Annotated in this window: 24 protein-coding genes; 15 read left to right on the top strand and 9 right to left on the bottom strand. The window is 46.4% G+C overall.

Annotated features, from left to right (window positions below; translation table 11 throughout):
• Nucleotides 1–51 precede the first annotated feature (51 nt).
• Nucleotides 52–522, top strand: coding sequence for a cupin domain-containing protein (locus I1H34_RS26390; protein ID WP_212663797.1), 471 nt, complete (start codon nucleotides 52–54; stop codon nucleotides 520–522).
• 93 nt (nucleotides 523–615) lie between these two features.
• Here I1H34_RS26390 and I1H34_RS26385 read toward each other — a convergent pair.
• Nucleotides 616–1445 (bottom strand): IS1 family transposase gene (locus tag I1H34_RS26385; protein ID WP_212662238.1). Its coding sequence is split into 2 segments (ribosomal slippage): nucleotides 616–1101 and nucleotides 1104–1445, totalling 828 coding nucleotides; the frame shifts between segments, so codons are not numbered across the junction.
• A 51-nt stretch (nucleotides 1446–1496) separates the two neighbouring features.
• Here I1H34_RS26385 and I1H34_RS26380 point away from each other — a divergent pair.
• Together I1H34_RS26380 and I1H34_RS26375 are read left to right on the top strand one after the other, a co-directional pair.
• Nucleotides 1497–2093 (top strand): DUF4272 domain-containing protein, encoded by a 597-nt coding sequence (locus I1H34_RS26380; protein ID WP_249369667.1) that lies wholly within the window; start codon nucleotides 1497–1499, stop codon nucleotides 2091–2093.
• 89 nt (nucleotides 2094–2182) lie between these two features.
• Nucleotides 2183–3103 carry a hypothetical protein gene (locus tag I1H34_RS26375; protein ID WP_212663796.1) on the top strand — a complete coding sequence of 307 codons (921 nt, stop codon included), beginning with the start codon at nucleotides 2183–2185 and terminating at the stop codon, nucleotides 3101–3103.
• Nucleotides 3104–3105: 2 nt separating this feature from the next.
• Here I1H34_RS26375 and I1H34_RS26370 read toward each other — a convergent pair whose 3' ends face one another.
• Nucleotides 3106–3579 carry a YHS domain-containing (seleno)protein gene (locus I1H34_RS26370; protein ID WP_249369665.1) on the bottom strand — a complete coding sequence of 158 codons (474 nt, stop codon included), beginning with the start codon at nucleotides 3577–3579 and terminating at the stop codon, nucleotides 3106–3108.
• A gap of 344 nt (nucleotides 3580–3923) precedes the next feature.
• Between I1H34_RS26370 and I1H34_RS26365 the strand changes: the two genes are divergently transcribed.
• Complete coding sequence (locus I1H34_RS26365; protein ID WP_212663795.1) at nucleotides 3924–5237, top strand: D-alanyl-D-alanine carboxypeptidase; 1314 nt, start codon at nucleotides 3924–3926, stop codon at nucleotides 5235–5237.
• On the opposite strand, the gene I1H34_RS26360 is transcribed toward I1H34_RS26365, so the two are convergent.
• Nucleotides 5234–6292, bottom strand: coding sequence for a D-alanine--D-alanine ligase family protein (locus I1H34_RS26360; protein ID WP_212663794.1), 1059 nt, complete (start codon nucleotides 6290–6292; stop codon nucleotides 5234–5236). The two genes, I1H34_RS26365 and I1H34_RS26360, sit on opposite strands and share 4 nt — an antisense overlap.
• A 451-nt stretch (nucleotides 6293–6743) precedes the next feature.
• Here I1H34_RS26360 and I1H34_RS26355 point away from each other — a divergent pair, with 451 nt between their 5' ends.
• Nucleotides 6744–9104, top strand: a complete 2361-nt coding sequence (locus tag I1H34_RS26355) for a tetratricopeptide repeat protein (protein WP_212663793.1) — start codon at nucleotides 6744–6746, stop codon at nucleotides 9102–9104.
• A gap of 23 nt (nucleotides 9105–9127) precedes the next feature.
• On the opposite strand, the gene I1H34_RS26350 is transcribed toward I1H34_RS26355, so the two are convergent.
• The 3 genes from I1H34_RS26350 to I1H34_RS26340 form a co-directional block, all read right to left on the bottom strand.
• Nucleotides 9128–9850: an HAD family hydrolase gene (locus I1H34_RS26350; protein WP_212663792.1), complete on the bottom strand. Its 723-nt coding sequence runs from the start codon at nucleotides 9848–9850 to the stop codon at nucleotides 9128–9130.
• Between the two features lie 196 nt (nucleotides 9851–10046).
• Nucleotides 10047–10859, bottom strand: coding sequence for a circadian clock KaiB family protein (locus I1H34_RS26345; protein WP_212663791.1), 813 nt, complete (start codon nucleotides 10857–10859; stop codon nucleotides 10047–10049).
• A 72-nt stretch (nucleotides 10860–10931) separates the two neighbouring features.
• Entirely contained in the window at nucleotides 10932–12287 is a 1356-nt protein-coding gene (locus I1H34_RS26340; protein WP_212663790.1) for a type IV pilus twitching motility protein PilT, read from the bottom strand.
• Nucleotides 12288–13242: 955 nt separating this feature from the next.
• On the opposite strand from I1H34_RS26340, the gene I1H34_RS26335 reads away from it, so the two are divergent.
• The 3 genes from I1H34_RS26335 to I1H34_RS26325 all read left to right on the top strand — a co-directional run bounded on the left by I1H34_RS26335 (nucleotide 13243) and on the right by I1H34_RS26325 (nucleotide 15713).
• Nucleotides 13243–13614, top strand: a complete 372-nt coding sequence (locus tag I1H34_RS26335; protein ID WP_212663789.1) for a hypothetical protein — start codon at nucleotides 13243–13245, stop codon at nucleotides 13612–13614.
• A gap of 159 nt (nucleotides 13615–13773) precedes the next feature.
• Nucleotides 13774–14889 (top strand): non-hydrolyzing UDP-N-acetylglucosamine 2-epimerase, encoded by a 1116-nt coding sequence (gene wecB, locus I1H34_RS26330; protein WP_212663788.1) that lies wholly within the window; start codon nucleotides 13774–13776, stop codon nucleotides 14887–14889.
• 173 nt (nucleotides 14890–15062) lie between these two features.
• Entirely contained in the window at nucleotides 15063–15713 is a 651-nt protein-coding gene (locus I1H34_RS26325; protein WP_212663787.1) for a DUF3386 domain-containing protein, read from the top strand.
• A gap of 386 nt (nucleotides 15714–16099) precedes the next feature.
• Here the strand turns inward: I1H34_RS26325 and I1H34_RS26320 are convergent, their stop codons facing one another.
• The gene (locus I1H34_RS26320; protein ID WP_212663786.1) at nucleotides 16100–16303 is read right to left on the bottom strand and encodes a hypothetical protein; all 204 of its coding nucleotides are present in this window, start codon (nucleotides 16301–16303) and stop codon (nucleotides 16100–16102) included.
• Between the two features lie 377 nt (nucleotides 16304–16680).
• Here I1H34_RS26320 and gyrA point away from each other — a divergent pair, with 377 nt between their 5' ends.
• The 3 genes from gyrA to I1H34_RS32360 are packed head-to-tail and all read left to right on the top strand — an operon-like array spanning nucleotide 16681 to nucleotide 19926.
• Nucleotides 16681–19299, top strand: coding sequence for a DNA gyrase subunit A (gene gyrA / locus I1H34_RS26315; RefSeq protein WP_212663785.1), 2619 nt, complete (start codon nucleotides 16681–16683; stop codon nucleotides 19297–19299).
• A gap of 10 nt (nucleotides 19300–19309) precedes the next feature.
• The gene (locus I1H34_RS32990; protein WP_315874855.1) at nucleotides 19310–19720 is read left to right on the top strand and encodes a macro domain-containing protein; all 411 of its coding nucleotides are present in this window, start codon (nucleotides 19310–19312) and stop codon (nucleotides 19718–19720) included.
• Nucleotides 19654–19926 carry a macro domain-containing protein gene (locus I1H34_RS32360; protein WP_249370236.1) on the top strand — a complete coding sequence of 91 codons (273 nt, stop codon included), beginning with the start codon at nucleotides 19654–19656 and terminating at the stop codon, nucleotides 19924–19926. The genes I1H34_RS32990 and I1H34_RS32360 overlap by 67 nt, the downstream gene beginning before the upstream one ends.
• Nucleotides 19927–19939: 13 nt before the next feature.
• Here I1H34_RS32360 and I1H34_RS26305 read toward each other — a convergent pair whose 3' ends face one another.
• Nucleotides 19940–21328, bottom strand: a complete 1389-nt coding sequence (locus tag I1H34_RS26305) for an aldehyde dehydrogenase (protein ID WP_212663784.1) — start codon at nucleotides 21326–21328, stop codon at nucleotides 19940–19942.
• A gap of 73 nt (nucleotides 21329–21401) precedes the next feature.
• Nucleotides 21402–21734, bottom strand: coding sequence for a 2Fe-2S iron-sulfur cluster-binding protein (locus I1H34_RS26300; RefSeq protein ID WP_212663783.1), 333 nt, complete (start codon nucleotides 21732–21734; stop codon nucleotides 21402–21404).
• A gap of 55 nt (nucleotides 21735–21789) precedes the next feature.
• Between I1H34_RS26300 and fabG the strand changes: the two genes are divergently transcribed.
• From fabG to I1H34_RS26280, 4 genes are all read left to right on the top strand, one after another.
• A complete protein-coding gene (gene fabG / locus I1H34_RS26295) occupies nucleotides 21790–22485 on the top strand; it encodes a 3-oxoacyl-ACP reductase FabG (protein ID WP_212663782.1) in 696 nt (231 codons plus the stop codon).
• Nucleotides 22478–22960: a hypothetical protein gene (locus tag I1H34_RS26290; protein ID WP_212663781.1), complete on the top strand. Its 483-nt coding sequence runs from the start codon at nucleotides 22478–22480 to the stop codon at nucleotides 22958–22960. Before fabG ends, I1H34_RS26290 begins: the two co-directional genes overlap by 8 nt.
• Before the next feature lie 84 nt (nucleotides 22961–23044).
• Nucleotides 23045–24448 carry a folate/biopterin family MFS transporter gene (locus tag I1H34_RS26285; protein WP_212663780.1) on the top strand — a complete coding sequence of 468 codons (1404 nt, stop codon included), beginning with the start codon at nucleotides 23045–23047 and terminating at the stop codon, nucleotides 24446–24448.
• Between the two features lie 6 nt (nucleotides 24449–24454).
• Nucleotides 24455–25906 (top strand): carotenoid oxygenase family protein, encoded by a 1452-nt coding sequence (locus I1H34_RS26280; protein WP_212663779.1) that lies wholly within the window; start codon nucleotides 24455–24457, stop codon nucleotides 25904–25906.
• Nucleotide 25907 lies beyond the last annotated feature (1 nt).

Below are 25907 nucleotides of genomic sequence, written 5' to 3'. Positions count from 1 at the left end.
TAGCGAGGAAACCCACCACAATAATCATAGCCTTCTTCATCAGGATCCCCCATGCGACTCAATCTCTCTCAAATTCCCATCCGCACTGGCTCTAACTACCCTTCAATTTTTAAGGCTCAAGTGGCGGGTCGCAGTAAACAGCGGCTGGGCGATGCAGCAAATCTCAAGAACTTTGGCGTCAACTTAGTCCGGTTAGCACCCGGCAGTCGTTCTGCACTCCGCCATTGGCATAGCCGCCAAGATGAATTGATCTATGTAGTCGAAGGTGAACTCGTTCTGGAAACCAATGCTGGCAAGGACTCTCTTACGGTAGGGATGGCGGCTGGTTTTCCTGCCGGGAAAGCGGATAGTCACCATTTATGCAATGAGTCTAACGCCGATGCAGTCTATCTAGAAATTGGCGATCGCACGCCTGATGATCGGGTTGAGTATCCCGATGATGACTTAGTGGCTCATTGGGTTGAGGAGGGTTGGCAATTCACCCATAAAGACGGCAGACCTTACACAGACAAAGACAGTTGAAGTCTAGCCAAACGGTAAACTACCGCCTTAATCTACATCATGACCACCACAATAGAATGGGCTCAAGCTCATGGCGTATGCATCGGTCGTGCATCAAACAATTGTGGGGTAGGTGAGTATGTCATCCCAATGCCAAGCTCGCGAGGCTAGATCAGCACGTTGTGCCGCCGTTGTTTTAAGCCGACTGTGTGTCCAAATCCAATTGAAATAGCTGACCACTAATCGAGCAGTGACTTTGGTTTGCGCCCACACTTTGCCAAATTTGTTCTGGCGTCGATGCCATCGACCACTGTGCTGTCGAATAATGCCATTGGTGCGTTCGAGTCGTTGAGTTCTGTCCTTGCCAATGTAATGGTCAATCTCCCAAGGCAACACTCTTTCGTACCCCCCCCAATCGTCGCTATTCCAGTCCTTGCAATCGGTCTTACCTTCAGTGCTAGTCACCAGTTCATTCAATAATGAATCGGTGTGCTTGCCCACACGACACGAGAGGATCACGCCGCTTGTGTTTGCCAAGGTAATCGCCATCCAACAATCACCCATCTCTAGCTCATGGGGAAGACAGTGTTTTTGCTTTTTTTCACAAAGGACCACATTTCATCTGCACTGACATCCTCCGTTTCAACGGCTTGCACTTGGCCATTATGGAGTTGCTGAGATCGTTGGCTAGCAGCTCTTACTAGAGAGACTACAGTGTTGTAAGCCAGGCCACTGGTCCGAGTGATACCTCGAAGACTACTCCCTTCTGCATGGGCTTGGAGAACTTGTCGGACCTGCTCTGGACTCACCTGACGACGATAGTAAAGGGTATCAAAGCGTTCAGTAAAGGTCTGCTGGCACTCAGGACAACGGTATCGTTGAAGCATGTTGGGCATCTTGCCATGCTTGTGTGCTTTGGAATGACCGCATAGTGGGCATTGCATGGGTAGGTTAGAAGCTGAGCTGAGCCTCTAGTATACTCAACCCACAATTACTTGAGGCACGACCTATGCATCGAAGCAACCGTTCCCTTCAAGAATCAAGAAGGAAATCAATGCCCACGTTCAGTCGAAGAAGTTGCCATTCGATCCATTATTTTGCATACCGTCGCTGCTGTTGGATACAAAGTTGATTCAAAGCTCCTGGTTGACTGGCTTAAAGATCAGCAGATATGGGAGTGTGTCTCCCCCCTAGAAAAAACTTGGTTCGCCACCAAGGAAATAACAGACGAGGACCGCAGTCCTTTATGTTGGCGCGTAGAGGCGGAATGGACCTTGCTTTGGGCTATCTCTAAAGTCCAATCCCTGGGATTGCCCACACAAACGTGTGATACAGCAACCCTAGTAGATGACATCATGCCCACCCTGGGTGATCCGATTGCTGCATTTATTGCTTCATCTAAGCTGCGATCACCTGGTGCTTTACTGGTCGAAGATGATCGGGTCTACAATCTGCACTGCTATGCTCGGCAAGCTTTCAAAACCAATACTGTTCCGGATGACTTAATTTATGACGTGCTAGTCCAACGTCATTATGCTTTTGAGTGGCTGCATAGTCGTGATGAATGGGACGATATCCGCCTTGATACCTAAGGATCCAACTTTTATGTCAGTTGCCAGCTAATGTTCAGGTTTGTTGACTACACTGAGAGCATTAAGCTCCATAACAGTCTTGCTTGTCGATGGACCTGTTGCCTCTTCCTTCCGAATTAGTTGAAGTCTTTACGGAAAACGCATCGCTTATTAGGGTCACAAACGATAAAATTGCCCAATTTATTTCCACAGCTGAGGATTTTGATCCAGATCAGTCAGAATTACTCCGGCGTCTAGCAATCTCTCTCGAACACAAGAGGTTTGAAGATGGCTGGTCCGGATTAAAACGAATTTATACGGCTGCTGAACAGGCAGATCCTAACAACATCGAGGTCTTGATATCTTTAGCCATATCTGCCTCGGATTGGGTTGAAGAATGGCACACTCCCAAACATCAAACACGGCTTCAGATTGCACTTGATGCGGAACAAGCTTTGAACAGGGCAGCAGTCATAGCCCCTGATGATGCAGACATTTTCTTCAGACAAGGGCTACTGTACTACAACCATCCTGCTCGGCATGAGCCTCAATCTCCATACCAAAGGAAAGCTTTAAGTTGCTTTGAGCATGCCCATGCTCTACAACCCGAACATCAAATGGCAATTCTATATCAAGCCCATTGCTATCATGACCTTGGTGTTTGGCAATCGGCCTATCAGTCCTATCTCGCCGTTGATATGGACAGCCTCTTGTTACAACACCCTGAATGGTTATGGCGCAAGCTCAAACGAGATGAGCAATTAGCTCTCTGTGCTGCCAAACTGGGTAACACTCAAGAATCAACCCAGCGGCTTGAAAACTTGTTTGATGAAATCGAGGCTTTGGACGATGAGCAGGCAACCTATGATGTTGTTAATCTTGACGAAGCGGTTGAGATACTTGGCACCTGCATCGATAATTCTCAACTCACGCAGCGACTGATGCAGCTATTAAAGCGGTTGGATTTTACAACAAGGTACGAGCAAAAAATCCACGAAATGACCCAAAAGATATCTCATTCAGGCTTGTGATACTATTTAGACTGCAAATTCAGCCAATTTAGATTGGCTCGGTCAATATTACCAGCGGTGTCTTCTTGCCACTGTTTTTGAATAGCGATACTGTAATTCAAATAAAGCTTGCCATCAACAATAGACCAAGCATCCGGCATAGTCGACACTAATGCACCGTAACTCAATCCATAAGCGCAGAACCCTCCATATTGAGGCGCATAGGCTGTTGGATCATTGGCAAACAAGTCTCGATGTTCAGCACTGGCAAATAACCACGTTACGCCTTTCCATTCATAAGCAAACTCTTGACGTCCTGGGACTGGCTTGCCTACCGTAAAATATGCCACTGGATCCGTACCTCGAATCGCAACACCATCTTCCGCAAAAATAGTGGTCGAGGTAGAAGTGTTGGAAATTGGCTGAGCATTTGCTATCACCCTCCAATCCCTCAGAATCAGTGAGGCTGTTGTTCCCATTAGCGTAGCCGTCAGCATAGCCATGAATGAGGAGAGAGTCTTAGTTTGAGACTTCATAAGCTGTTATTAAAAGCGGCTAAATTAAAAAGCGTAACTTTAAACTCCAGAATACAGAGAGTACTTGACTGCATCATTCTAGATCTCTATCTAAGCCAATATTTTTATTCTGAAAAATACTTAAGCACCTGATCAACAATCTCATACTATTTTGAGTTAACAAATCTAATTTTATACAATCATACAAAAATATTTTTATAGTGGATGATGGCTCGCCTAAAAAGCAGAGAAATATTCATCCTACTCTGACTCGATCACTAGAGCATATGATGTGGAAGAATTGCCAATTGCATGTATATCTCACCATGCCCTCTATCAAAACTACCGTTTCTATTCCTATTGCTCTCAGCCTGTTCTTCAGCGGGTGCAGCAACTCAGACGTCAAGCCATCTGCAACACCTTTACCCAAGCCAACCACCAGTACCCCTGCAGCACTTCCACCTCTGAAGCTAGGACTTGCGGATCCGACAACTATTGCTAATCCTCAGATCGAGGAATACTTATCCCAATTAGGAGCACCTATTGTTAGTCAAGGAGTATGGATTCAAACTCAAGATACCTTACTCGCCAATCATCAAGGCACCATTCCTTTACCAGCTGCTTCTGTGACTAAAGTTGCCACTTCCTTAGCAGTTTTAAAGAAACTAGGACCCGACCATCTATTTGAAACCAAAATTGGCTATGTTGGCACGATTCAGAACGGTGAACTGCAAGGAGATTTAGTGATTGAGGGAGGGTCTGATCCGTTTTTTGTGTGGGAAGATGCGATCGCACTCGGTAACCTCCTCAACCAAAACGGTATTCGCAGCGTCAGCGGCAATTTAATCGTGGTCGGTCCGTTTTATATGAACTATGAGTCCGACCCTGTTACGTCAAGAACGCTATTACAGCAGGGACTCGATCACACCCGCTGGCCTGCAGAAGCCCAAACGCAATACCAAACTTTGCCAGGTGATACGCCAAAGCCTGAAGTTGCGATCGCAGGGAGTATTCAAACCACAGCCACACGCCCAGATCTAGTCAAGCCAATCATTCAGCACCGCTCCCTCCCCGTAGCTGAACTGCTCAAAAAAATGAACCAATACAGCAATAACGCCATGTCCGAGATGCTAGCAAAGTATGTTGGTGGCGCTCCGCAGGTGGCTCAAATTGCAGCCCAGGAAGCCGGAGTTCCTTCTCAAGAAATTCAACTGATCAATGGTTCGGGTTTAGGAGTCGATAATCGCATCTCACCCAGAGCAGCCTGTGGCATGTTTCAAGCCATCGCTCGCCTATTGCATCCTCAAGAAATGACCATTGCCGATATTTTTGCCGTGATTGGGACTGATCCAGGGGTACATAATGAACGACCCCTCCCCAAAAAATCGGTGATCAAGTCGGGCACTTTGAATAGTGTCAGTTCCCTTGCTGGAGCCTTACCCACCGAGAATCAGGGAGTCATCTGGTTCGCAGTCATTAACGGAGAAGGCAATGTTGATCAGTTCAGAGCCAAACAAGAAACCTTGCTTCAGACCTTTATGCAATCCTGGGGAACTACCACCCAGACCTTTGATCTAATCACCGCCAATCCCGTTCGCCAAAACTTGAGCGTCACGAGTCAAGTCGTTCCTCCTCACTAATCAGATGGAGCATGATATTCCACAGCCAACTGAATGAGCCGATCCACTAATTCGGGGAATTCCACCCCGGAAGCTCCCCAGAGCATGGGATACATACTGGTTGACGTAAACCCAGGCAAGGTATTGATTTCATTGATCAATACTTCTCTCGTAGATTCCACATAAAAGAAATCTACCCGCGATAAGCCCGCTGCATCAACCGCAATAAAAGCGTTAATCGCCATCTCTTGAATTTTTTCGGTGATGTCCGCTGGCAAGGGGGCCGGAATTTGGAGACTCGCCCGTCCTTCCGTATATTTCGTTTCGTAGTCGTAGAAATCGCTATCGAAGCTAATTTCTCCTACCACCGATGCCCGAGGTTTGCCATTGCCGAGAACAGCACATTCCACTTCCCGAGCTACCACGCCTGCCTCTACAACAATACGGCGATCAAAGGAAGCGGCACTATCTAACGCTGCTTCTAGTTCCAGCCGAGATCTGACCTTAGAAATACCGACGGAAGATCCTAGATTGGCGGGTTTGACAAAGTTGGGATAGCCAATGGTTTCATCAATGCGATCGCACACCTGCTTAAACACACAAGGATCGGACCAAACCTGTTCTCGGGTTACGGGCACATACTTCACTTGAGGCAATCCCGCCGCTGCAAACACAGTTTTCATGGCGATCTTGTCCATGCCAGCCGCCGAGCCCAACACTCCAGAACCGACATAAGGCACTTGCATCAACTGTAACAGCCCTTGAATGGTCCCATCTTCTCCATTCGGGCCATGCAGGATTGGAAACCATACATCAACAGAGGCTGCGGCATCGGGAAACTGCCATCGATTGCCTTCTTCTGCTTGATCTTGAGGTTTTCCCGTTTCTAAAACGTGATTCGCCACTTCACCGGCTTGCCAACACCCATTTTTATGGATGTAAAAAGGAACAACCTCATATTTATCAGGGTTAGGCGCCGTTTGGAGCGCACCGCGAACGGCTTTCGCTGAGGTGATTGATACTTCATGCTCTCCCGAACATCCCCCAAACACTAAACCAACTCGCAATTTCTCCACAGTTAACTCCCAGGCACACGTCAATCCAGTCAGACTATCACAACAGCTTATAAAGCGAAGATATCAACCCCAATTGCCAAAGATAGCCGCCAACCCACCCAAGCTAAACTCTTAAGCCACGGACCTGAAACTGATAATCACTTATCGAGGTAATTGCCCTTCTCTCATTCTTTAACCGTTTCAAATACTAGCGATCGAAGAAAGAACATCAAGGCTCACAACATCATGATGATGTTCAATCAGCAATCAAATAGCTCAAAAATCTCGAACATTCAGTATAAGCAGATTCAAAAACAAGCTTTGACCAGTATCACCATCAATAAGCATTTATCTTGTGTAAACTCGGTAAAAATTAGGCATAAACAAATGCTGCCTAGAAATAATAACAGGGAAAACTAAGGTAGGTCTCCCTAGAGAATCGTATTCTTCTTTTCTTTTCTCAGTTATTAATATGCTGTCCAATCTAGCCTTAGTAATATTAGTTAGCTTTATCTTTTTTCTATCTCTGGTCATTTTTGCCAGCTACAAGGTGACACAAATCGTTCAGGCAATCTCAAAAATTGAGATTTCCGATCCAGATAAATTCCCCCCAATTATTAATAAAGCACTCAAAGACTATATACAAAATCTAAAAAGCTTAAATTTTAAATTCATTGGGTATTATCACATTTTTACAACTGCCAATGATCCACCCGCATGGGAATTACTCTTTCAAGATCCTAGTTCCTCAAAATATTGTTGTTTAATTGCTCTTCAACCTTTTCAAGATGTCCAGAAAAGTATCTTTATTGAAATGCTAAGCATTTTGCAAAATAGTACTTTCGTAATTACAACAAACATCAAAGACTATGGTTCTTTTCTACCTTATTCTGGTGAGATAAAGCAGAGTCTTGTCCATGCTTCAATCAATGATCTGTTATATACCCATGAATTACAGCTTAGAAAAAGTACAGTTTCTCCTATAGCCTTAGAGCCTAACGCTTTTCATACCAAGCTCATGGAACATAATAAGGCTCACACCACGTTGTCAGTCAATAGTGGCAACTTTCATTGGATAGAAGAAGGAAATACCTATCGCCACTCTTTTAAAAATGCTACTAAGCTTGTTATAAACATTTTATTTGAACAGTGGTTTTCACCAAAAAATACTAAAACGACTTATACGCTTGATCAAAACACTCAGATTGAGTATGAAACCCAAACTTTTCTTGAGTCAAGAGCATCAAGAAGTGTTGAGACTAAAAGTCAATCAAAATGGCTTATCCTTGCATCGCTCGCTGCATTTACAGCAAGTTTTGCCACTCAATTTGAACCCATAGCTTTACTAATTTTTATTGGTGCAATCATCCTACATGAAGGAGGGCACTTACTCGCAATGCTGCTATTTGGTTATAGCTCACCTTCAGTTCTATTTATCCCTTTCTTAGGAGCCCTAGCTACAGCTCGCAAAGAGAATGCCTCGCTCACAGAAAAATTTTGGATTTCTCTGGCGGGTCCATTACCAGGACTAATTCTAGGCATCGGTATCGCTATCGCTGGTAATTCTGGCCAAGCATTTGCCAGTCTTTTCAACAACTTGAGCGAAAACATTTGGCAAGAAACGAGCAGTATATTAATTATTTTAAATCTCTTTAATCTTCTGCCTATTTATCCATTAGATGGTGGTCAAATTTCAGACTTACTAGTCTTTTCACGCAATCCTTACCTTGGTTGCATTTACAAAAGCTTTGGTGCATTGATGCTATTTTTGCTGGGATTATCAAACCCACTCATATTAATCTTCAGTATTTTAATCGCAGCATCTATTCCAGCAAGTTTTAAGATAGCTCGCTGGAGTTCTGAATTACGACAAGACTTACGAGAAATACCTGAGCAAGATGAAGCAGCTGCAGCCCAACTTATTTTTACCAAATTGCAGGACGCACCCGAGCTCTCCTATGCTCAGAAAAAAGCGATCGCATCTGGCATCCTTGAAATGCAACGGACTGATACTGCACCGTTGAGGTCACGCATAGGATTATCAATCATTTACCTCGTGTGCTTAGTGGTCGGAATTTGTGGAGGAATTTACTCACTATTCTCACCACGTCAACTTGAAGCTATTGTTCAAGACGTAGGAAAATCAGAATCTCAGAAACGTGAGGCCCAATTTCGTCGATCTGTAGAGAACTTCAAACAATATGCCTCTCAGCAAAATGAAGAAGCCTTCCGTCAGGAAATCAAGACAGCAACCCAAAAAATTCAGAACAATCCACAAGATTCAACAGCTTATCTGAGGCGAGGTTACGCAAAATTAGCTCTCAAAGACATAGAGGGTAGTATTACAGATGCAAACTTGGTTATAAATCAATTCCCTGACATCTTTGAGTCATACTATCTTCGAAGCCAAGCTCACACATTAGCAGGAGACCTACATCAAGCTAAAGCAGATCGCCAAAAAGGAAATGAGATACGGTGGTTGCCCGAAATCGCTAAAGCCACTAAAAAAATCAAGCAAAATCCAGAAAATATTGAAGCTTTGATGAGAAGAGGCAACGCAAAGCAAAATATCGGTGATCAAAACGGTGCAATTCAGGACTACAGCACAGCTTTACAAATCAATCCTCAGAATACTGAAACTTTAATTAAGAGAGCGTTGCTATACCAGCAGCAAGAACGTTACCCAGCAGCACTTAAAGATTTGAACTTAGCCCTTTCAATAGATCCTAAAAATGCATGGGCCTATGAATCACGAGCGGAGATTCACTTCGATATGGGGTATCCGAACAAAGCTAAAGCTGACTTAACAAAATCAGAAGAATTCTTCAACTAGACTCAAGCTTGACTTGCTTACTTTTAGCAAAAATCAGGCCGAAATTGATTCCATTGAGTAATAGAATTCACGCCTTCGGTCGAAGGCGCATAGGTAGGCCGTACCTGAGAGCGATCAAAAAAGAGGCCCTGCATTCCTAATTCTTGAGGTGCCAATACATCATTCAGTAAATGATCCCCCACAAACAAAATTTTGTGACGATCCGCCTGAGTGACTTTCGCTACATCGCAGGCCAGTTCATAGATATGTGGTCCCGGTTTTCGCCAACCACAGGCTGCACTATCCATCACAAAATCAAAATAAGACCGTAACCCAAAACTCTCTAATAGCTCTGTGGGCCAACCTTGAATATAAAAATTGGAAACCACACCCAACCGCACCCGTCCATGCCAAAACTGCAGCATTTCTTGGACACCATCCGGTAAACGCAAAGACTGTTGATACCCCACCCGAAACCGATCCACCATTTCTGATGCCATCTTTTCCAGCTCTAGCACGGGTATCGATGGAAATTTTTCTTGCAGAACAGCCTGATAACGATCGCCCATCTCAATTTCACGATGTTCAGACTGCCATTGGCGATTTCGCCAAGCATGATAATCTCGCCGAAATTCAGCTGCAGAAGCATATAAACCGACCTCAGCAGGCAATGAATAGACTGGAAGCAGTGCTAACTCTTCCCCCGTTTGATCAAAATCATCAATGAGGGTATTAAAGCAATCAAAAAAGATCCAATCAAAGGTCACAGCTGCGCGAATCCCTATCCCTGCCGAGCCAGTGTATCAGAAGACCCATTGTGAATAAAGCGTATTTGTCAACTATCTGAATCCAAGCAATCGACAAATTTGAATTCCCCAAGAATCCCTCTATTTGTGAGGAATGACTCATATCCAGATCATAGGGATTCAAACTTCTTGAAAAGCCATCCAAAACTCAGTTTTTCTAGCTAGTTTCTAAGGCATCCAGCAATTGCATCACGTTATCCGTTTCTAATTGATCACCCACCAGTCGTCGGACTGGCTCGGGCCAAACTTTTACCAACGTGGGAGTCGCTGCAATTTGATCTGCTTCTGCGCGCTCAGGATGTTTCGCCACATCAATCACCTTTAACGTATAAGGCACATCTAACACTTGATCGAGCAGCTGATGTAGGTTTTCTAAAATACTTTTCGTACGGATATTATGGCTAGCAACAAACAAACGTAAAACATAACCTTGAGACATATCCGCATCAGAGCCATGGGCTTGAGCCTCCACCGGATTCGGCTCGACTTTATCTGCTGGTAAAGCATCCAGAGAATCAGGGGTAGGGCTAGAACTCATAGACACTTGATCTAAACGAATCACTAAATTGTGATTTTTCCACAGCTGTGGAAACTGCTGTTTATAGCTATTGAGGACCACTGCATCACAAGTGTCGACTGGGGTAGACATCATGTGCCAATGCTCTGCCGACAACCCAAATAGCACATTCAGCAAACTGCGATACCGCCAGACACGAGGATAAGCTTCAGCTGAAATTTGCAGCTGTTGGGTCTGAGGATGTAACCACCGATCTAAGGTTGCCGTATAGCAAGGGACGAGAAAAAGGGGCGGTTCTGGCAAATGCAGCAACGTTTGCAGTGCTTGACAGAGCTGGAAGTGCCAGTGGTCTTGCTTGCTTGGATCGACGCAATAAATCAGGTCTCCCCCCGGTGTAAACAGGGCGAGACCTTTATATAGAAAGGGGAGAGGCTGCGATCGCAAGGTAGTCACAAAGTTGATTCAGCAGTCAATGTTAGACCAGAGACCTATCAGATACCTTATAACAGACCTCTCCAGGGCTGACTAGATCCGTCCCCTTAGGATTTGAGCCATTTCATTGGGCTTGGGAGACATTTCTAGAGCCGTTTCTTCATCAATGCGGCCTTCCTCGTAGAGGTTATGCAGACACTGGTTCATCGTCACCATGCCGTCATAACTACATTGTGGAATCATCGCCTCGACTTCTTCGATCGCCCCTCGGAGAATGTAGTCCTTAATGGCGTCGGTGTTAATCATGATTTCATGAATCGCAGCTCGCTTGCCATCGGTGGTTCGCACGAGAGACTGTGCAATCACAGCCACCAAGGATTCTGCCACTTGAACCCGCATGGGTTCTTGTTCTTCCGGCTTATACAGGTTGAGAATTCTCTCAATCGTTTTGACAGCACTGTTGGTGTGTAGGGTTCCAAACACCAAGTGACCGGTCTGAGCGGCTTTGAGGGCTGTATTCACCGTTTCGCGATCCCGCATTTCCCCAATTAGAATCACATCAGGGTCTTCTCGCAAGGACGCTTTCAGGGCGTTATCAAATTTTTGGGTGTGAATCCCTACTTCTCGCTGGCGAATCATCGCCTTGCGACTTTGGTGCACAAATTCAATTGGATCTTCAATCGAGATAATATGTTTCGGCATTTCTGTGTTGATGTAATCAACCATTGCCGCCATCGTTGTCGATTTACCAGATCCGGTGGGTCCTGTTACCAAAACCAAGCCCTTGTGGTAGTGACACAAATCCTGAAAGACAAGAGGTAGATTGAGATCTTCTAAAGTCAGAATTTTTAAGGGGATCAGTCGCATGACCATCGATGGCCCTTTCAGACTGACAAAAATATTGATTCGAACCCGGGCCATGCCGTCATATTGGGTGGCGCCATCATATTCTTGATTGGCATGAAACCGCTGAATTTCTTCAGGGGTCAAAATTTCTTCTAACCAATATTCAAAGGTCGTATCATCCGTCACAGGATGACGAGATAGTTCTAGGCGACCGCGATCTCGGAAACGAGGCGCTTCACCTACACCCAGGTGAATATCCGAAAAATTATTCTCAAAGGCTTCACGAACCAGTTGCTCCAAGGTAACGCCAGTTCCAGGCGGTCGACCTCGCATCTGTAAGGTCGATTGAGTCGGCTCACCATTATCAACTGCTGTCTGCCCATACCCAGCATAGGGCTGCGTTTGAGGGAAGGCGGTGGGTTCCTCAGGTGCTTGAGGCGGGGGTGCGCTCACCACTTGAGTTGGCACCACCTTCGTCGGGGTAGCAATCATTTCTGTATCCATCGCGTCTCCTTCCGAGCGGTGATCGCGATGAGGGGGAGGTGGAACTGCGGGCAATGGTGCGGGTGGGGGTGGAAAGGGTGGACGCTGATAATCTGTCATAGCAATACTTATCTCAAGCGATGGACATACTGGTTTAAATACTCTTCAGTGCTCAACGATGAAGCCAAAAAGGGCGATCTTGCTTGATTTGCAACTGATGGTTTGTTAAAGAGTGTTCACCATCAACGCCAAAAATTTAACGTTTTGTCTGGAATTGCCAAGACGTAGGTCTCAATCACTGACTGAATATCATGGGTAATGGGAGGAAAAATCAGACTCCATCATCATAGAGCAGCTCATATAAATGCTCCCACCTGATTGATGGAGTCTGATTTTTCACATCTACATAGCACATAGAATCAGCTACCGAGTAGCCCTCTCATCCTTCAATGCAGGGCCGTTCAGAGTCGTTCAATGCCGTTGTCCGTGACTTATAGCGTTGGCGAATAAACGATAGCTATCCAAACAACCCATCAGAATGTTCAAAAATTCTTGATGGGTTAGTAGTTATTTATACGCATGTATTTATACTCATCTAATCTTTCTTCTACTTCAAAATAGACATCACCGATTACCAAGGGTTTGAGGTCTTTGAAGCAAAAACTCAGCATTCATCACCATTCAGAAGGATAAAAATCTTGTTGCTTGAAGCCAGCTATACCAAGAATTCATAGGAGAAAACTGAGAGAAAGAGAGGGATATATAAACTAAGTTAATGATGGGGATCAATGGGGCAGTTTTCATACATCAACTTATCTTGTCTTAATTCGAACCTGCATATTCACCTGAGACCTTTTATTCAAAAGGATTTCACAGATTCAAAAACACGCTAATCAGCATCAGATTTCAGGATATTAGAGATTAATATTGTCTTAACATTTTCGCTTTAATGTAAATAATGTTGAACAATCAACCAGTTTTGCTACTTTCATTCTTTATACTAAGAAAACTTGAATTAAGACTTTGACGACAATATATTTTTTTAGTCGCTGTTGGTTGGCGGGAGGAATTAAAAATGACATTGGCTGAAGCTTCTCACTTAAAGCAACCTAGCTTTGTGTTTATCGCTAAGAGTTTTTTGATCTGGACTTTTACATTGACCGTTTGTTGGCTCGTGGTGGGTTTCCCCCTGGTAGTCTTGATGGCTACTGGCGGAGCATTAGCTGCCGTTGCACTCCAGGCAGTATTGCCCATGAGCGCTGTTGCTTTGGTAGCAGGCGGTATTTTGGCTGCTAACGCCTTGGCAATTATAGTGGGCGCTGCAATGCTGACCTTCAAAGGCATTCACCCCCATGAAGTGCGTTGGTTACGTTGGCTCAATGGCAAAGCCAATCCCATCAGCAGCACCATCTATGCTGCTTGTCCTTTGACTTGCGATCGCAACTAGTTGCCTCATCAATACTAAAAACAAAATATAAAAAAGAGAGGCGCAGTGATTGATTACTGCGCCTCTCTTTTACGGTAAACATGAGTTATCTTGAAGCTTGAGCCCGGTTATGAACCGGGTTTTTCAGTAGTATGGTCTTTATGCATTTCTAGCGCCAGCATGCCAAATTCTCCCCATCCGATCTGTATCGTCTTAGGGACGCGTCCAGAAGCCATTAAACTTGCACCTGTGATTCAAGCCTTCCGGTCTGATGCTCGATTCGCCACCCAAGTCTTACTGACAGGGCAACATAAAGAAATGGTCGACCAAGTGATGCAGATCTTCGATCTCGAAGCTGACCATAACTTAGACATCATGAAGGCCAAACAAACTCTGGCTGACATCACTTGCCGGAGTTTGCAAGGATTACAGACACTCTTGCAAGAACTGCAGCCCAAAGCCGTTCTGGTACAAGGAGATACAACCACAGCCTTTGCTGCAGCCCTAGCCGCGTTTTACCAGCAAATTCCTGTAGGACATGTCGAAGCAGGCTTACGCACCGATAATATCTACAACCCCTATCCAGAAGAAGCCAACCGTCGATTGATCTCCCAAATCACCCAACTCCACTTTGCACCGACTACTAAAGCAGTAGAAAACCTAGAAGCTTCTGGAGTCACGGGAACGATCCACCACACCGGCAACACCGTTATTGATGCCCTCCTGACCGTCGCCGACAAAAAACCATCCTGCAATATTCTCAATCTAGACTGGAGCCAATACCGAACCATTTTGGCAACCGTTCACCGCCGGGAAAATTGGGGAGAACCCTTACAAGATATTGCTCAGGGTTTCCTTCAAGTTTTAGACAAATTTCCCGATACCGCATTAATCCTGCCGCTGCACCGCAACCCTACAGTCAGAGAGCCCTTAACCGCAATCTTGGGTCAACATCCTCGCATTTTCTTGACGGAGCCCCTAGACTATACCGATTTAGTTGGAGCGATTCAACGGTGTCATCTTTTACTGACAGACTCTGGAGGATTACAAGAAGAAGCCCCCAGTCTTGGCAAACCTGTATTGGTGTTAAGAGAAACCACCGAAAGACCTGAAGCCGTCACAGCCGGTACCGCCAAACTAATTGGCACCAGTACCCAAAAGATCTTGGCCGAAGCCAGCCTTCTTTTAGAAAATAAAGAAGCCTACAACACTATGGCCAAAGCGATTAACCCCTTTGGAGATGGACAAGCTTCCGAACGAATCGTGGCTGCTATTCAAGATTTTTTGCAACTTTAATTTCAGGAATTCTAGATTTCAATACGTTCTTCATCAATGCATTTAGGTAAAGAGCCCTCCAACCCTAGAGAGATAACCACCCCAAATGCCATAATGATGATAATGGTTGAGCAAAAGATTAGTCTAGACTGAAAAAAGTCTAACGCGCGAAACAAGTTAAGGAGACTTCATGTATGGCCGCTCAGACCCAAGCTCGTGATTTATTTCGTGCAGCTTATGAGAATCGCTATACCTGGGATAGTGATTTCCCCGGCTATGTCGCTGACGTTGAACTGAGGCAAGGGGATGAAGTTCACACCGGTAAAATCCGAGTCGCTTCCGACCTGAAAGTCGAGATTATGGATATTGCAGACGAAACGATCCAGGAATCTCTATATACACAAATGCGAGATGTGATTACCCATCGCAAACACACTCCTTTTGACAAAGCCCACGGTTCTAGCACCTTTACCCTCGGGAAACTCGATCCATCTGGCTCCCAAGAAATCATTGTTGAAGGGGATGCGATGGGGTCTAACTACAGCGTTCGCAACCAGCAGATCGCTTTGGTTAGCCGGGTGATGGGGCGCATGGCTTTTATCATTCATCATAAACAAAGCCTTGAGACTGGAGCAGGTTATATCTCTTCTGACTATTCAGCCGTTTTCCGTAATCCCAAAACCAACGAGATCATTCGGCAAATGGAATTCGTGGATACCTATGAGCCTGTGGGTAGCTACTACGTAATGACACGACAAATCGTCCGTACCCATGAACAAGGCGAAACATCCCTCACAGATATCCAGTTCTCCAATGTCAAGCTGTTACAACCTGCAGCCGTTTAGAAGTTCATATCTTCAGGACTATCAAAATTACTCTGACAAAACGGAAGATAGTCTTTCAGAAAGCCAGCAGCATTCCTAAAAAGGATGTAACCCTTGCAGCAGAAGTCTGTGCATGACAGTATTGCATGCCCAAATCTAGTAATTCAGAGTCAGATAATACAGCCTTCAGAGATCGATCAGATTAAAGGGATACATTCGTTAGACCACACAGATAAGCCCTCAAAGTATGGCTTCCAGATAGGCTTCAGCACAATTCCCCATATGTGCTTTGAGGTTATCTAACAGCACTGGTTCAGTTTGCAGGTAGATTGTGGCCTCATCAGCTACCAACCGGAGCGGAAAGTCTGCAAACTTAGACTGCTGCTTGCAAGTAATGTAGAGCTTTCCTAATTGCTGAAAATGAAATCGCGCATGAAATGCTCCGCCAGCATACTCTGGACCAAACTCTCCAAGACAGACATCGAAGACACCTTAAACTCTCGGCTGATGAGCTGTCTCACATCACATTCTTTATCAACCCCAATATCTCCATATGGATATGGGGGCAAACCAGGCAATCGCTGATCGATGGTGAGAACAGGGTCCGTCACTCAATACTGGTCATAATTCACCGCAAAATCTGAAAAAAGATTATTTTTCTATAACGATGTCATTACTCTACCTAGCCTCAAAAAATAGTTGTAGTTAGCAAAATCTACAGACAAGACCATTCAGTATTTACAGATTTCTAGTAAATTACTTTATTTGTCAGAATTGATTATGGCAGCGATCTTTGAAAGCGTGACTAGGAGCAAACTTTATGAACTATCGCCAACGCTGCAAATACAGCCGTCAAGCATCAAAACATGATAGAATAACTGCTGTAATCGGGGGTAAATAGCTTAATTTTTTAATGATATTAATTGTAAGTCGTTATTGATCAAGCTATTTCTCAACTAAGCATCTTTTTAGGAGTTTTTCAAACCATATGACCTTCTCCTCTGATCCAGCACAGGAACGCATTATTCTCACAGATCTACGGGATGAGATGTCGCGCTCCTACCTGGAATACGCCATGAGCGTCATTGTTGGTCGGGCCTTGCCAGATGCTAGAGATGGCCTCAAACCCGTGCATCGACGCATCTTATACGCCATGTATGAGTTGGGTTTAACCCCCGATCGCCCCTTTCGAAAATGTGCTCGTGTGGTTGGGGAAGTATTAGGTAAATATCATCCCCACGGTGATACAGCGGTATATGACGCCTTAGTGCGGATGGCGCAGGACTTCTCCATGCGCATGCCTCTCATCAACGGCCATGGCAACTTTGGGTCGATTGATAACGATCCACCTGCTGCGATGCGATATACAGAATGTCGCTTACAAGCACTCAGTACGGATTCGCTTCTACCCGATATTGAGCAAGAAACCGTTGATTTTGGCGATAACTTTGATGGGTCACAGCAAGAACCCCTCGTTCTGCCTGCTCGCGTTCCCCAGCTATTGATCAATGGCTCCTCAGGGATTGCAGTGGGGATGGCGACCAATATTCCTCCCCATAATCTGGGGGAAGTGATTGATGGTCTAGTTGCCCTTATTCATAATCCTGAGATTACCGATCTGGAGTTGATGAAGTTAATTCCAGGTCCCGATTTTCCCACAGGGGGACGGATTTTGGGAACGGCTGGCATTCGTGAAGCTTTTACAACGGGCCGTGGCTCTATTACTATGCGCGGGGTTGCCGAGATCGAAACCCTAGAACAATCAGGGCGTCCTGATCGTGAAGCCATTATCATCACAGAGTTGCCGTTCCAAACCAATAAAGCTGCCCTGATTGAGCGCATTGCTGAAAACGTCAATGACAAGCGCCTAGAAGGTATTTCTGATATTCGCGATGAGAGTGATCGCGACGGGATGCGGATTGTAATCGAACTCAAGCGGGATGCCTATCCTCAGGTCGTTCTCAACAATCTCTACAAACAAACCCCCATCCAAACCAATTTTGGGGCCAATATGTTGGCGTTAGTGGGAGGCGATCCTCAACTTCTCACCCTGAGACAGTTCCTGAGCGTCTTTTTGGAATTCCGGGAAGACGCGATCTTGCGTCGCACCCGCTTCCAGCTCCGAAAAGCCCAAGAGCGTGATCATCTCTTGCAGGGATTACTGATTGCTTTAGAAAATCTGGACGCGGTGATTCAGCTGATTCGCCAAGCTGCGGATGCTGCTATTGCTCGCCAAGAGTTAATGGATGGCTATGGATTATCTGACACCCAAGCCGATGCCATTCTACAGATGCAGCTGCGCCGACTCACCGCTTTAGAAGCTGAAAAGATTGAGCGAGAGCACCAGGATTTACAAGAGCGAATTGCAGATCTAGAGGATATTCTGGCCCGTCGTGAACGGGTGCTAGAAATTATCGAAACGGAAGTGGCTGAACTTAAAGCCAAATTTGCTAGTCCTCGCCGGACCTTGATTGAAGCTAATCTCGCAGATCTAGACGATATTGATCTGATTGCCAATGATCAAGCCGTGATTTTGGTGACAGAGCAGGGCTACGTGAAGCGAATGCCTGTTGATACTTTCAACGCCCAAAGCCGAGCCACCCGGGGCAGAGCAGGAGCAAAAATAAAAGAAAATGATGCAGTTGAGCATTTCTTTGGCTGCTGTGACCATGACAGCGTGTTATTTTTTAGCGATCGCGGCGTCGTATACTGCCTGCGTGCCTATCAAATCCCCGTCAGTTCCCGCACAGCTCGGGGCGTGCCTTTAGTCCAGCTCTTACCAATTCCCCGAGAAGAAAAAATCACTTCTGTCATTCCCGTCAGCGAGTTTAGCGAAGACGAATACCTGGTGATGATGACCGTGGGTGGATTCATCAAAAAAACGGCCTTAGCTGCTTTCAGCAGTATCCGTGCTAATGGCTTAATTGCCATCTCTCTAGAAGAAGGCGATCTGCTGCGGTGGGTGAGATTGACTCGGGCCGAAGACAGTATTGTGATTGGATCTCGCCGCGGCATGTCCATTCATTTTCGGGCCAATCATAAACAGCTGCGTCCTTTGGGTCGAGCCACACGGGGTGTGCGGGCTATGCGCTTACGAGAAGGGGATGAATTTATCGGTATGGATATCTTACCCAGCAGCGTTGTTGAAACCTTAGGGAATGCAACGGACATGGAAGAAGATGAAACGGATGATCCAGATATTTTAGTTGAAGATGATGGTAACGAAGAAGAGTCCGAAACCATTGAACAGCCAGGTCCTTGGGTCTTAGTGATCACGACCTATGGGTATGGTAAGCGAGTTCCTGTAGCCCAATTTAGACTCCAAAATCGAGCAGGTAAAGGGGTAACCGCAACTAAGTTCAAAAAGCTCAAGACTCCCGATCAGTTAGCCGCACTGCGAATCGTCAATGTCGAAGATGAGTTGATGTTGGTGACTAGCCGAGGCATTGTTATCCGACAATCAGTGACAGATATTTCATCCCAATCACGGGCAGCAACAGGAGTCAGAGTCCAAAGATTGGATGAAGATGACTATATCGCTGCAGTAGCTTTAGTGCCGCCAGAGGATCTTTCTGATGATGATGAAGCTGAAACTGAGTTAGAGTAGCTAGCTCTCAATGAAAAAATCATTGCAGTCTACAGACTTGCAACTCATTCTTGTCGATCCCATTCCTGACCTATGTGAGCAATGGCAGCTCAAATTTGAAGGGCAATCCAATATTGAAATCGTCAATGGTCAGTTTGAGGATTTACCAAATTATGATTGCATGGTCAGCGCTGGCAACTCATTTGGCCTGATGGATGGTGGTGTCGATGGAGCGATTACTCGTTACTTTGGGTTGGATCTAATGGACCGGGTACAAACCCATATCCTTCAGAGGTTTCGGGGTGAGCAGCCCGTCGGTACTTCGGTTATTATCGAGACTCATCCCAGCATCCGTTTCTGGCCCATACACCGACGATGCGTGTACCCATGTCGATTGCCACCACGGATAACGTGTACCAAGCCATGTGGGCAATGCTGTTAGCAATCTGGCATCACAATCAATCACACCTTCAACCTATTCGCAGTGTTGCCTGTCCAGACTTAGGAACTGCAACGGGGCAAGTGCCTTGTGAACGGGCTGCCAAACAAATGGCTCTTGCCTATAAAAATTTCTGGCATCCTCCAGACTTGATTAGCTGGCCCTATGCCATTACTCGCCAAAACGCGATTGGGGCTGGGGGAGATTAGATTAACTAATGGCCTAACCCGTCACAATCCGCTTAATTTGATTTAAGCCTTTGATCGTATAGGGCGCATAACGCCAACCTAGATCTAACCAGAAGGCCCGTTTTAAAACGCTTTTCTGGTGGGAAAACGTGTCGAAGCTGGCTTTGCCATGATAGCTACCCATACCACTTGGACCTACTCCTCCAAACGGTAAGGTGCCTACCCCGACATGCAAAACCGTTTCATTGATACAAACCCCTCCTGATGAAGTTGAGGTCAGCACTTTCTGCTGTTTTTCCTCATTTTTTGAGAAGAAATAGAGAGCCAAGGGTTTAGGGCGGGCATTCACTTGAGCAATCGCTTCATCTAAGTTGTTGTAGGCCAAAATCGGCAAAATGGGGCCGAAAATCTCTTCTTGCATAATCAGATCTTCCCAAGTGACCTGATCGATCAGCGTAGGCGCAATATAGCGGGTTTCAGGGTCGGTTTGACCGCCAACAATCACTTCACCGTTATCTAAAAACTGGGTGAGTCGATTGAAATGATGCTGGTTGATTAATCGACCAAAGTCAGGACTCTTGGCGGGATTTTCACCATAGAAATGGTGCACCACTTGCTTGAGATAGGTGACAAACTCATCTTTGATGGTGCGGTCAATCAGCAAATAATCGGGTGCTACACAGGTTTGGCCTGCGTTAATAAACTTGCCCCAGATGATCCGCTTCGCGGCATGCTCAAAGTGAATCTCTGAGTCGACAATACAAGGGCTTTTACCCCCTAGTTCTAAGGTAACTGGGGTGAGGTTTTCCGCCGCTGCTTTCATGACTTCTCGACCAATGGCGGTGCCTCCGGTGAAGAAAATATGGTCAAACTTCTCGGCTAATAACTGTTTGCTGGTTTCTGCTTCCCCTTCTACAACCGCGATATAGTTCTCAGGAAAGGTGTCGCCAATTAAGTTAGACACGACCTGAGCGGTATGAGGAGCATGTTCTGAGGGTTTGAGAATAGAGCAGTTCCCGGCTGCGATCGCACCCACTAACGGATTAATCAGCAGAGAAAAGGGATAGTTCCACGGCGCAATCACCAGCACCACACCTAGAGGGTCAGGCTGAATCCAAGCTGCCCCAGGAAAGACATCCATCCCTGTCGCAACGCGCTGCGGCTTCATCCAGGTTTTCAGCTTTTTGATGGCGATCTTGATTTCTCCTAAGGCCGCAATTTCAAAGTAAGCCTCAAAAGCTGGTCGTCCCAAATCAGCTTTCGCAGCAGCAACAATGTCATCTTGACGCTCAATGATTACCTGCCTCAGCTTTTGGAGTTGGGCTAACCGAAATTCATAGGATTGAGTCTGCCCACTCTCAAAATAGACTCTTTGAGCTGCAACCAGTTTCTGGATGGGAGAGGTGGTGAGTTGAGCAGTCATGGATTGGGTCTCCAATGAAGGGCGTCCATCTTCAGGATAATCAGTTTTATTACTCTTTATTGAGGTTTTTCAGTTAAATCGTCCATGCAGGTGCTGTGCCTTGGCCCCAAAATCCATCAAATTTGGTGACGGTTATATCGCCTAAAACTTTGGTTTGACAAGCCAGTCGCAGATCACGCTGGGGAACATGAGGGGGTAATGATCGACGGATGAGATCGCGTCGGTTCACTTCTGACACTTCTCCAGAAATCGCCACGGCACAAGTTCCGCAGGTACCAATGCCATGACAGTTGATCAACCGAGCTTGACCATTGTAGAGATCCACGCCGTTCTCCAGTAGAACCTGGCGCAAATTCGCACCAACTGGGCAAGAAAACATTTTCCCTTGAGCTATAACTTGAGACATAATCCTGTCATCCATCAAAACTTTTTAAGTGTAATCAGATGTAGGCTGCGACGACATGCAAAATAGGCAAGTATTGATCACGGGTGGTACAGGCGGATTGGGACTGGGCGTGACGCCCAAAGTCCTAGCCACAGGGGCAGAAGTGACGCTACCTTATATTGCAGAATCGGAAGTAGAGCGACTAAAACATATCCTCTCCCCTGCAGAATTAGTGAGAACTCATTTTGTCCCCACCGATCTTGGGAAAGAAGCCTCAGTCGCAGAATTAGTGAAAGGTATGGATCGGGTAGATGCCTTAATTCACTTAGTTGGTGGGTTTTCCATGGGCAAAACCCATGAATATGCCTTTGAGGACTGGCAGCAAGATTTGAATCTGAACCTGAACACCACATTTTTAGTTTGCAAACATAGCCTCAAACGGATGTTGCAGAATAACTATGGCCGGATCGTTACCGTAGGATCTAGAGGGGCTGTTGAGCCAGGGGGGCAATTGGCAGCCTACTGTACTGCTAAGGCTGGGGTGTTGGCATTGACGAAAGCGATCGCAGATGAAACCAAAGGCACCAACATCACCGCCAATACCGTATTGCCTAGTATTATTGACACCCCCACAAATCGAGAAGCCATGGGTGAAGCTAACGCCGACCAATGGGTAAAACCCGAATCGTTAGCAGACGTCATCTGCTTTCTAGCCTCTGATGCAGCCCAGGATGTTCGAGGCGCTGCGATTCCTGTTTATGGCAATGTTTGATCTATTTCACACCTATAAATTCCCTTTTTATACCTATACAAAGTGGAGCGTCTTGCTAATCGCGCTATTGATATCTGGCTGCGACACTAGTCTGACATCTGCAAATACCCCAGAAGAAATGTTTGCTGCAGTTCTCCAAAAGCCCATTCCAGAAAGCATCACCCAGCTACAAGGCGTGGGAGATACCTGGCAAGGCTATCGGTTATTTTTGCGGTTTCAGGCTGCGGAGGCTGATATCGAGACTCTTCTGCAGTCAGGATATGAATCGGTAGATTGCGATGCGATCTCATCCGACTTTCGTCTTCCTGATCCAAGCTACAACCGCTTCGATCCACCCTGGCAACCTCCAGCAAGTTCTACAAACGAGTGCTGGACCACAAACTCAGTCAGCAATTCATGGACTGGCTTTGGCACTCATTATTTACTCATTGATCGCGAGAACAAGCTGATTTACTTTTCAGGCACTGGTTCCTGACCCTCTGACCCGGAAGACTCACAGGTCTCCTCTTATAGGAAATCAGGGTATGATACAAACATTGATATTTGTAAATTATTATCAATGTTTGTATCTCAGTCGAGACTCGACTCAGTGCGCGATTTCCTAAAAGAAAACGTCTTTTACGGTCAAGATCCCACACCTGAGCTTCTGGCCATATTGATGGTCTATTTTGTTCAGGGAATATTGGGATTAGCTCGGTTAGCCGTCAGTTTTTTCCTGAAGGATGACCTTGGTTTAACCCCAGCTCAAGTAGCCGCCATGATGGGAATTGCTGCTCTTCCGTGGGTAATTAAGCCAGTCTTTGGATTTATTTCTGATAGCGTGCCCATCTTTGGCTATCGTCGCCGGTCTTATCTCGTCTTGTCAGGGATACTAGGATGTCTAGCCTGGGTGGGAATGGCTAGCATCGTTCGCACGTCCCTAGCCGCCACCATTGCGATTGTCCTCAGTTCCCTGTCCGTGGCCATCAGCGATGTCATTGTTGACTCCCTCGTGGTTGAGCGCGTCCGGCAAGAATCTCAAAGTGATGCGGGTTCCCTCCAATCTCTCTGCTGGTCTGCCACTGCCCTGGGCGGGATAATGACCGCCTACTTTAGCGGCTGGCTGTTGTCCCACATGAGCACCCAAAGGGTTTTCCTGATTACGGCCACCTTCCCGTTGCTCGTTTCTGCCGTTGCCGGATTGATTGCCGACCCTAAAGTTAAGACCCAAATCAACTTAGATTCAACCAAGCATCAGGTGAGGCAACTCTGGCAAGCCATCACCCAAAAGCAGATTTTGCTGCCCGTTATCTTCGTCTTTCTCTGGCAGGCCACTCCCAGTTCTGAAGCCGCCTTTTTCTTCTTTACCACCAATGATTTAGGCTTTGACCCAGAATTTTTAGGTCGAGTACGCCTGGTCACCAGTCTGGCCGCATTGCTAGGCATTTGGGTATTTCAGCGTTATCTCAAAGCCGTTCCTGTACGCCGCATCTTTTTATGGAGCACTTTAATTGCTGCAGCCCTCGGCATGACCACCTTACTATTGGTGACCCATGCCAATCGAGCCTTAGGCATCAATGACCAATGGTTTAGCTTGGGCGACAGCCTGATTCTGACGGTGATGGGACAAATTGCCTATATGCCCGTATTGGTATTGGCCGCTCGCCTCTGTCCTCCTGGCATCGAGGCCACCATGTTTGCCTTATTGATGTCTGTAAGTAACCTAGCGGGCCTGCTCTCCCACGAATCGGGGGCGCTAATCATGCATTGGCTGGGCATTACTGAAACGAATTTCCAGCAATTGTGGCTGCTGGTCACAATCGCCAATCTCAGTACCCTCTTACCCCTACCACTTCTCAACTGGCTCCCTGCCCAAGGTACCGATGTCCTGCATCAAGACCTAGCTTTAGATATCACTCCATCCGTCGAGCCTCTTTTATCTGAGTCTCTCGCTGTTGAACTTATTACCGAACCTCGTAATTGAATCCCTATGACCGTTTCTGCCTCCACCCGCAACACCTACCTCGACCATAACTGGCAGGGAGGTCACCAATCTCTCAAAGAGGAATACGACTATGCGATCGCAGACATAGACGGTGAAATTCCTGCCGATTTAAGGGGCACCCTATTTCGCAACGGTCCGGGACTATTGGATGTCAACGGCACCCCACTCCAGCACCCCTTTGATGGAGACGGGATGATTTGTTCAATTCAGTTTGACCAAGGCAAAGCTCATTTCCGCAACCGCTTCGTCCGCACGGAAGGCTATCTGGCGGAACAAGAAGCGGGCAAGATTCTCTATCGTGGCGTCTTTGGCACCCCCAAGCCCGGCGGTCTCTTCGCTAATGCCTTTGATATCAACTTCAAGAATATTGCCAACACTCACATCATCTATTGGGCAGGCAAGCTTCTAGCCCTTTGGGAAGCCGATCAGCCCTATCGTCTCGACCCAGCGACCCTAGATACCTTGGGACTAGAAGATTTTTCCGGTCTCCTCAATCCGGGGGATCCATTTTCTGCTCATCCCCGAATTTTGCCCCATGCCGATGGCGATCGACTCGTTAACTTTGCGGTTAAACCGGGCTTATCTAGTACCGTCAAGCTTTTCGAATTTGACCCAGCCGGTGAGGTGGTTCATCAGCAACAATTTTCCATCCCGGGGTTCGCATTTATCCATGATTTTGCGGTCACTCCCAACTACTACATCTTTTTCCAAAATCCCGTCATCCTGAACCCCATTCCCTTTCTGTTTGGGTTCAAGGGAGCGGGAGAATGTATCTCCTTTAAGCCTGGCAAGCCTACCAAAATCTGGCTGGTGCGACGCGGTGACAACACACCCCAACAGCTAGAAACGGATGCCTGCTTTGTCTTCCATCATGCCAACGCCTATGAGGCAGATGGTCAGGTGATTGTGGACTCCATATGCTACGACACTTTTCCTGGCTTAGAATCGGGGATTGATTTCCGCAATATTGATTTTGACTCGGTTCCTCCCGGTACCCTCTGGCGATTCCAGATGAACCCTGAGACCGCCACCGTCGAGAAAACACCGTTAATCAAACGGAGCTGCGAGTTTCCCACCCTGAACCCAGCTAATGCAGGCCATGACTATCGTTATGTTTATATTGGCGCTACCGATGCCAGCACTGGCAATGCTCCCCTGCAAGCCATTCTCAAACAGGACGTCAAAACGGGAGACGAACAAGTCTGGAGTGCGGCCCCCCAAGGCTTTATGGGTGAACCCGTATTTATCCCCAAACCCAACGCCACTCAAGAAGATCAAGGCTGGTTAGTGGCCCTCGTCTACGATGGTGTTCAGGATCGATCCGATGTGGTGATTCTAGATGCTGAGCAGGTGAAGCAGGGACCCATTGCCCGCTTGCACTTAAAGCACCATATCCCCTACGGTTTACATGGCAGTTTTACGCCAACGCTGTTCTAAC

The organism is Acaryochloris marina S15, assembly GCF_018336915.1.
GTDB lineage: Bacteria > Cyanobacteriota > Cyanobacteriia > Thermosynechococcales > Thermosynechococcaceae > Acaryochloris > Acaryochloris marina_A.
This window is presented reverse-complemented; position numbering and strand designations above follow the sequence as displayed.

Coding starts and splice junctions, on each gene's coding strand:
- I1H34_RS26390 (WP_212663797.1), top strand. CDS start 52: ATGCGACTCAATCTCTCTCAAATTCCCATCCGCACTGGCTCTAACTAC.
- I1H34_RS26375 (WP_212663796.1), top strand. CDS start 2,183: ATGGACCTGTTGCCTCTTCCTTCCGAATTAGTTGAAGTCTTTACGGAA.
- I1H34_RS26370 (WP_249369665.1), bottom strand. CDS start 3,579: ATGCTGACGGCTACGCTAATGGGAACAACAGCCTCACTGATTCTGAGG.
- I1H34_RS26365 (WP_212663795.1), top strand. CDS start 3,924: ATGCCCTCTATCAAAACTACCGTTTCTATTCCTATTGCTCTCAGCCTG.
- I1H34_RS26355 (WP_212663793.1), top strand. CDS start 6,744: ATGCTGTCCAATCTAGCCTTAGTAATATTAGTTAGCTTTATCTTTTTT.
- I1H34_RS26340 (WP_212663790.1), bottom strand. CDS start 12,287: ATGACAGATTATCAGCGTCCACCCTTTCCACCCCCACCCGCACCATTG.
- I1H34_RS26335 (WP_212663789.1), top strand. CDS start 13,243: ATGACATTGGCTGAAGCTTCTCACTTAAAGCAACCTAGCTTTGTGTTT.
- wecB (WP_212663788.1), top strand. CDS start 13,774: ATGCCAAATTCTCCCCATCCGATCTGTATCGTCTTAGGGACGCGTCCA.
- I1H34_RS26325 (WP_212663787.1), top strand. CDS start 15,063: ATGGCCGCTCAGACCCAAGCTCGTGATTTATTTCGTGCAGCTTATGAG.
- gyrA (WP_212663785.1), top strand. CDS start 16,681: ATGACCTTCTCCTCTGATCCAGCACAGGAACGCATTATTCTCACAGAT.
- I1H34_RS32990 (WP_315874855.1), top strand. CDS start 19,310: ATGAAAAAATCATTGCAGTCTACAGACTTGCAACTCATTCTTGTCGAT.
- I1H34_RS32360 (WP_249370236.1), top strand. CDS start 19,654: ATGCGTGTACCCATGTCGATTGCCACCACGGATAACGTGTACCAAGCC.
- I1H34_RS26305 (WP_212663784.1), bottom strand. CDS start 21,328: ATGACTGCTCAACTCACCACCTCTCCCATCCAGAAACTGGTTGCAGCT.
- I1H34_RS26300 (WP_212663783.1), bottom strand. CDS start 21,734: ATGTCTCAAGTTATAGCTCAAGGGAAAATGTTTTCTTGCCCAGTTGGT.
- fabG (WP_212663782.1), top strand. CDS start 21,790: ATGCAAAATAGGCAAGTATTGATCACGGGTGGTACAGGCGGATTGGGA.
- I1H34_RS26290 (WP_212663781.1), top strand. CDS start 22,478: ATGTTTGATCTATTTCACACCTATAAATTCCCTTTTTATACCTATACA.
- I1H34_RS26285 (WP_212663780.1), top strand. CDS start 23,045: ATGTTTGTATCTCAGTCGAGACTCGACTCAGTGCGCGATTTCCTAAAA.
- I1H34_RS26280 (WP_212663779.1), top strand. CDS start 24,455: ATGACCGTTTCTGCCTCCACCCGCAACACCTACCTCGACCATAACTGG.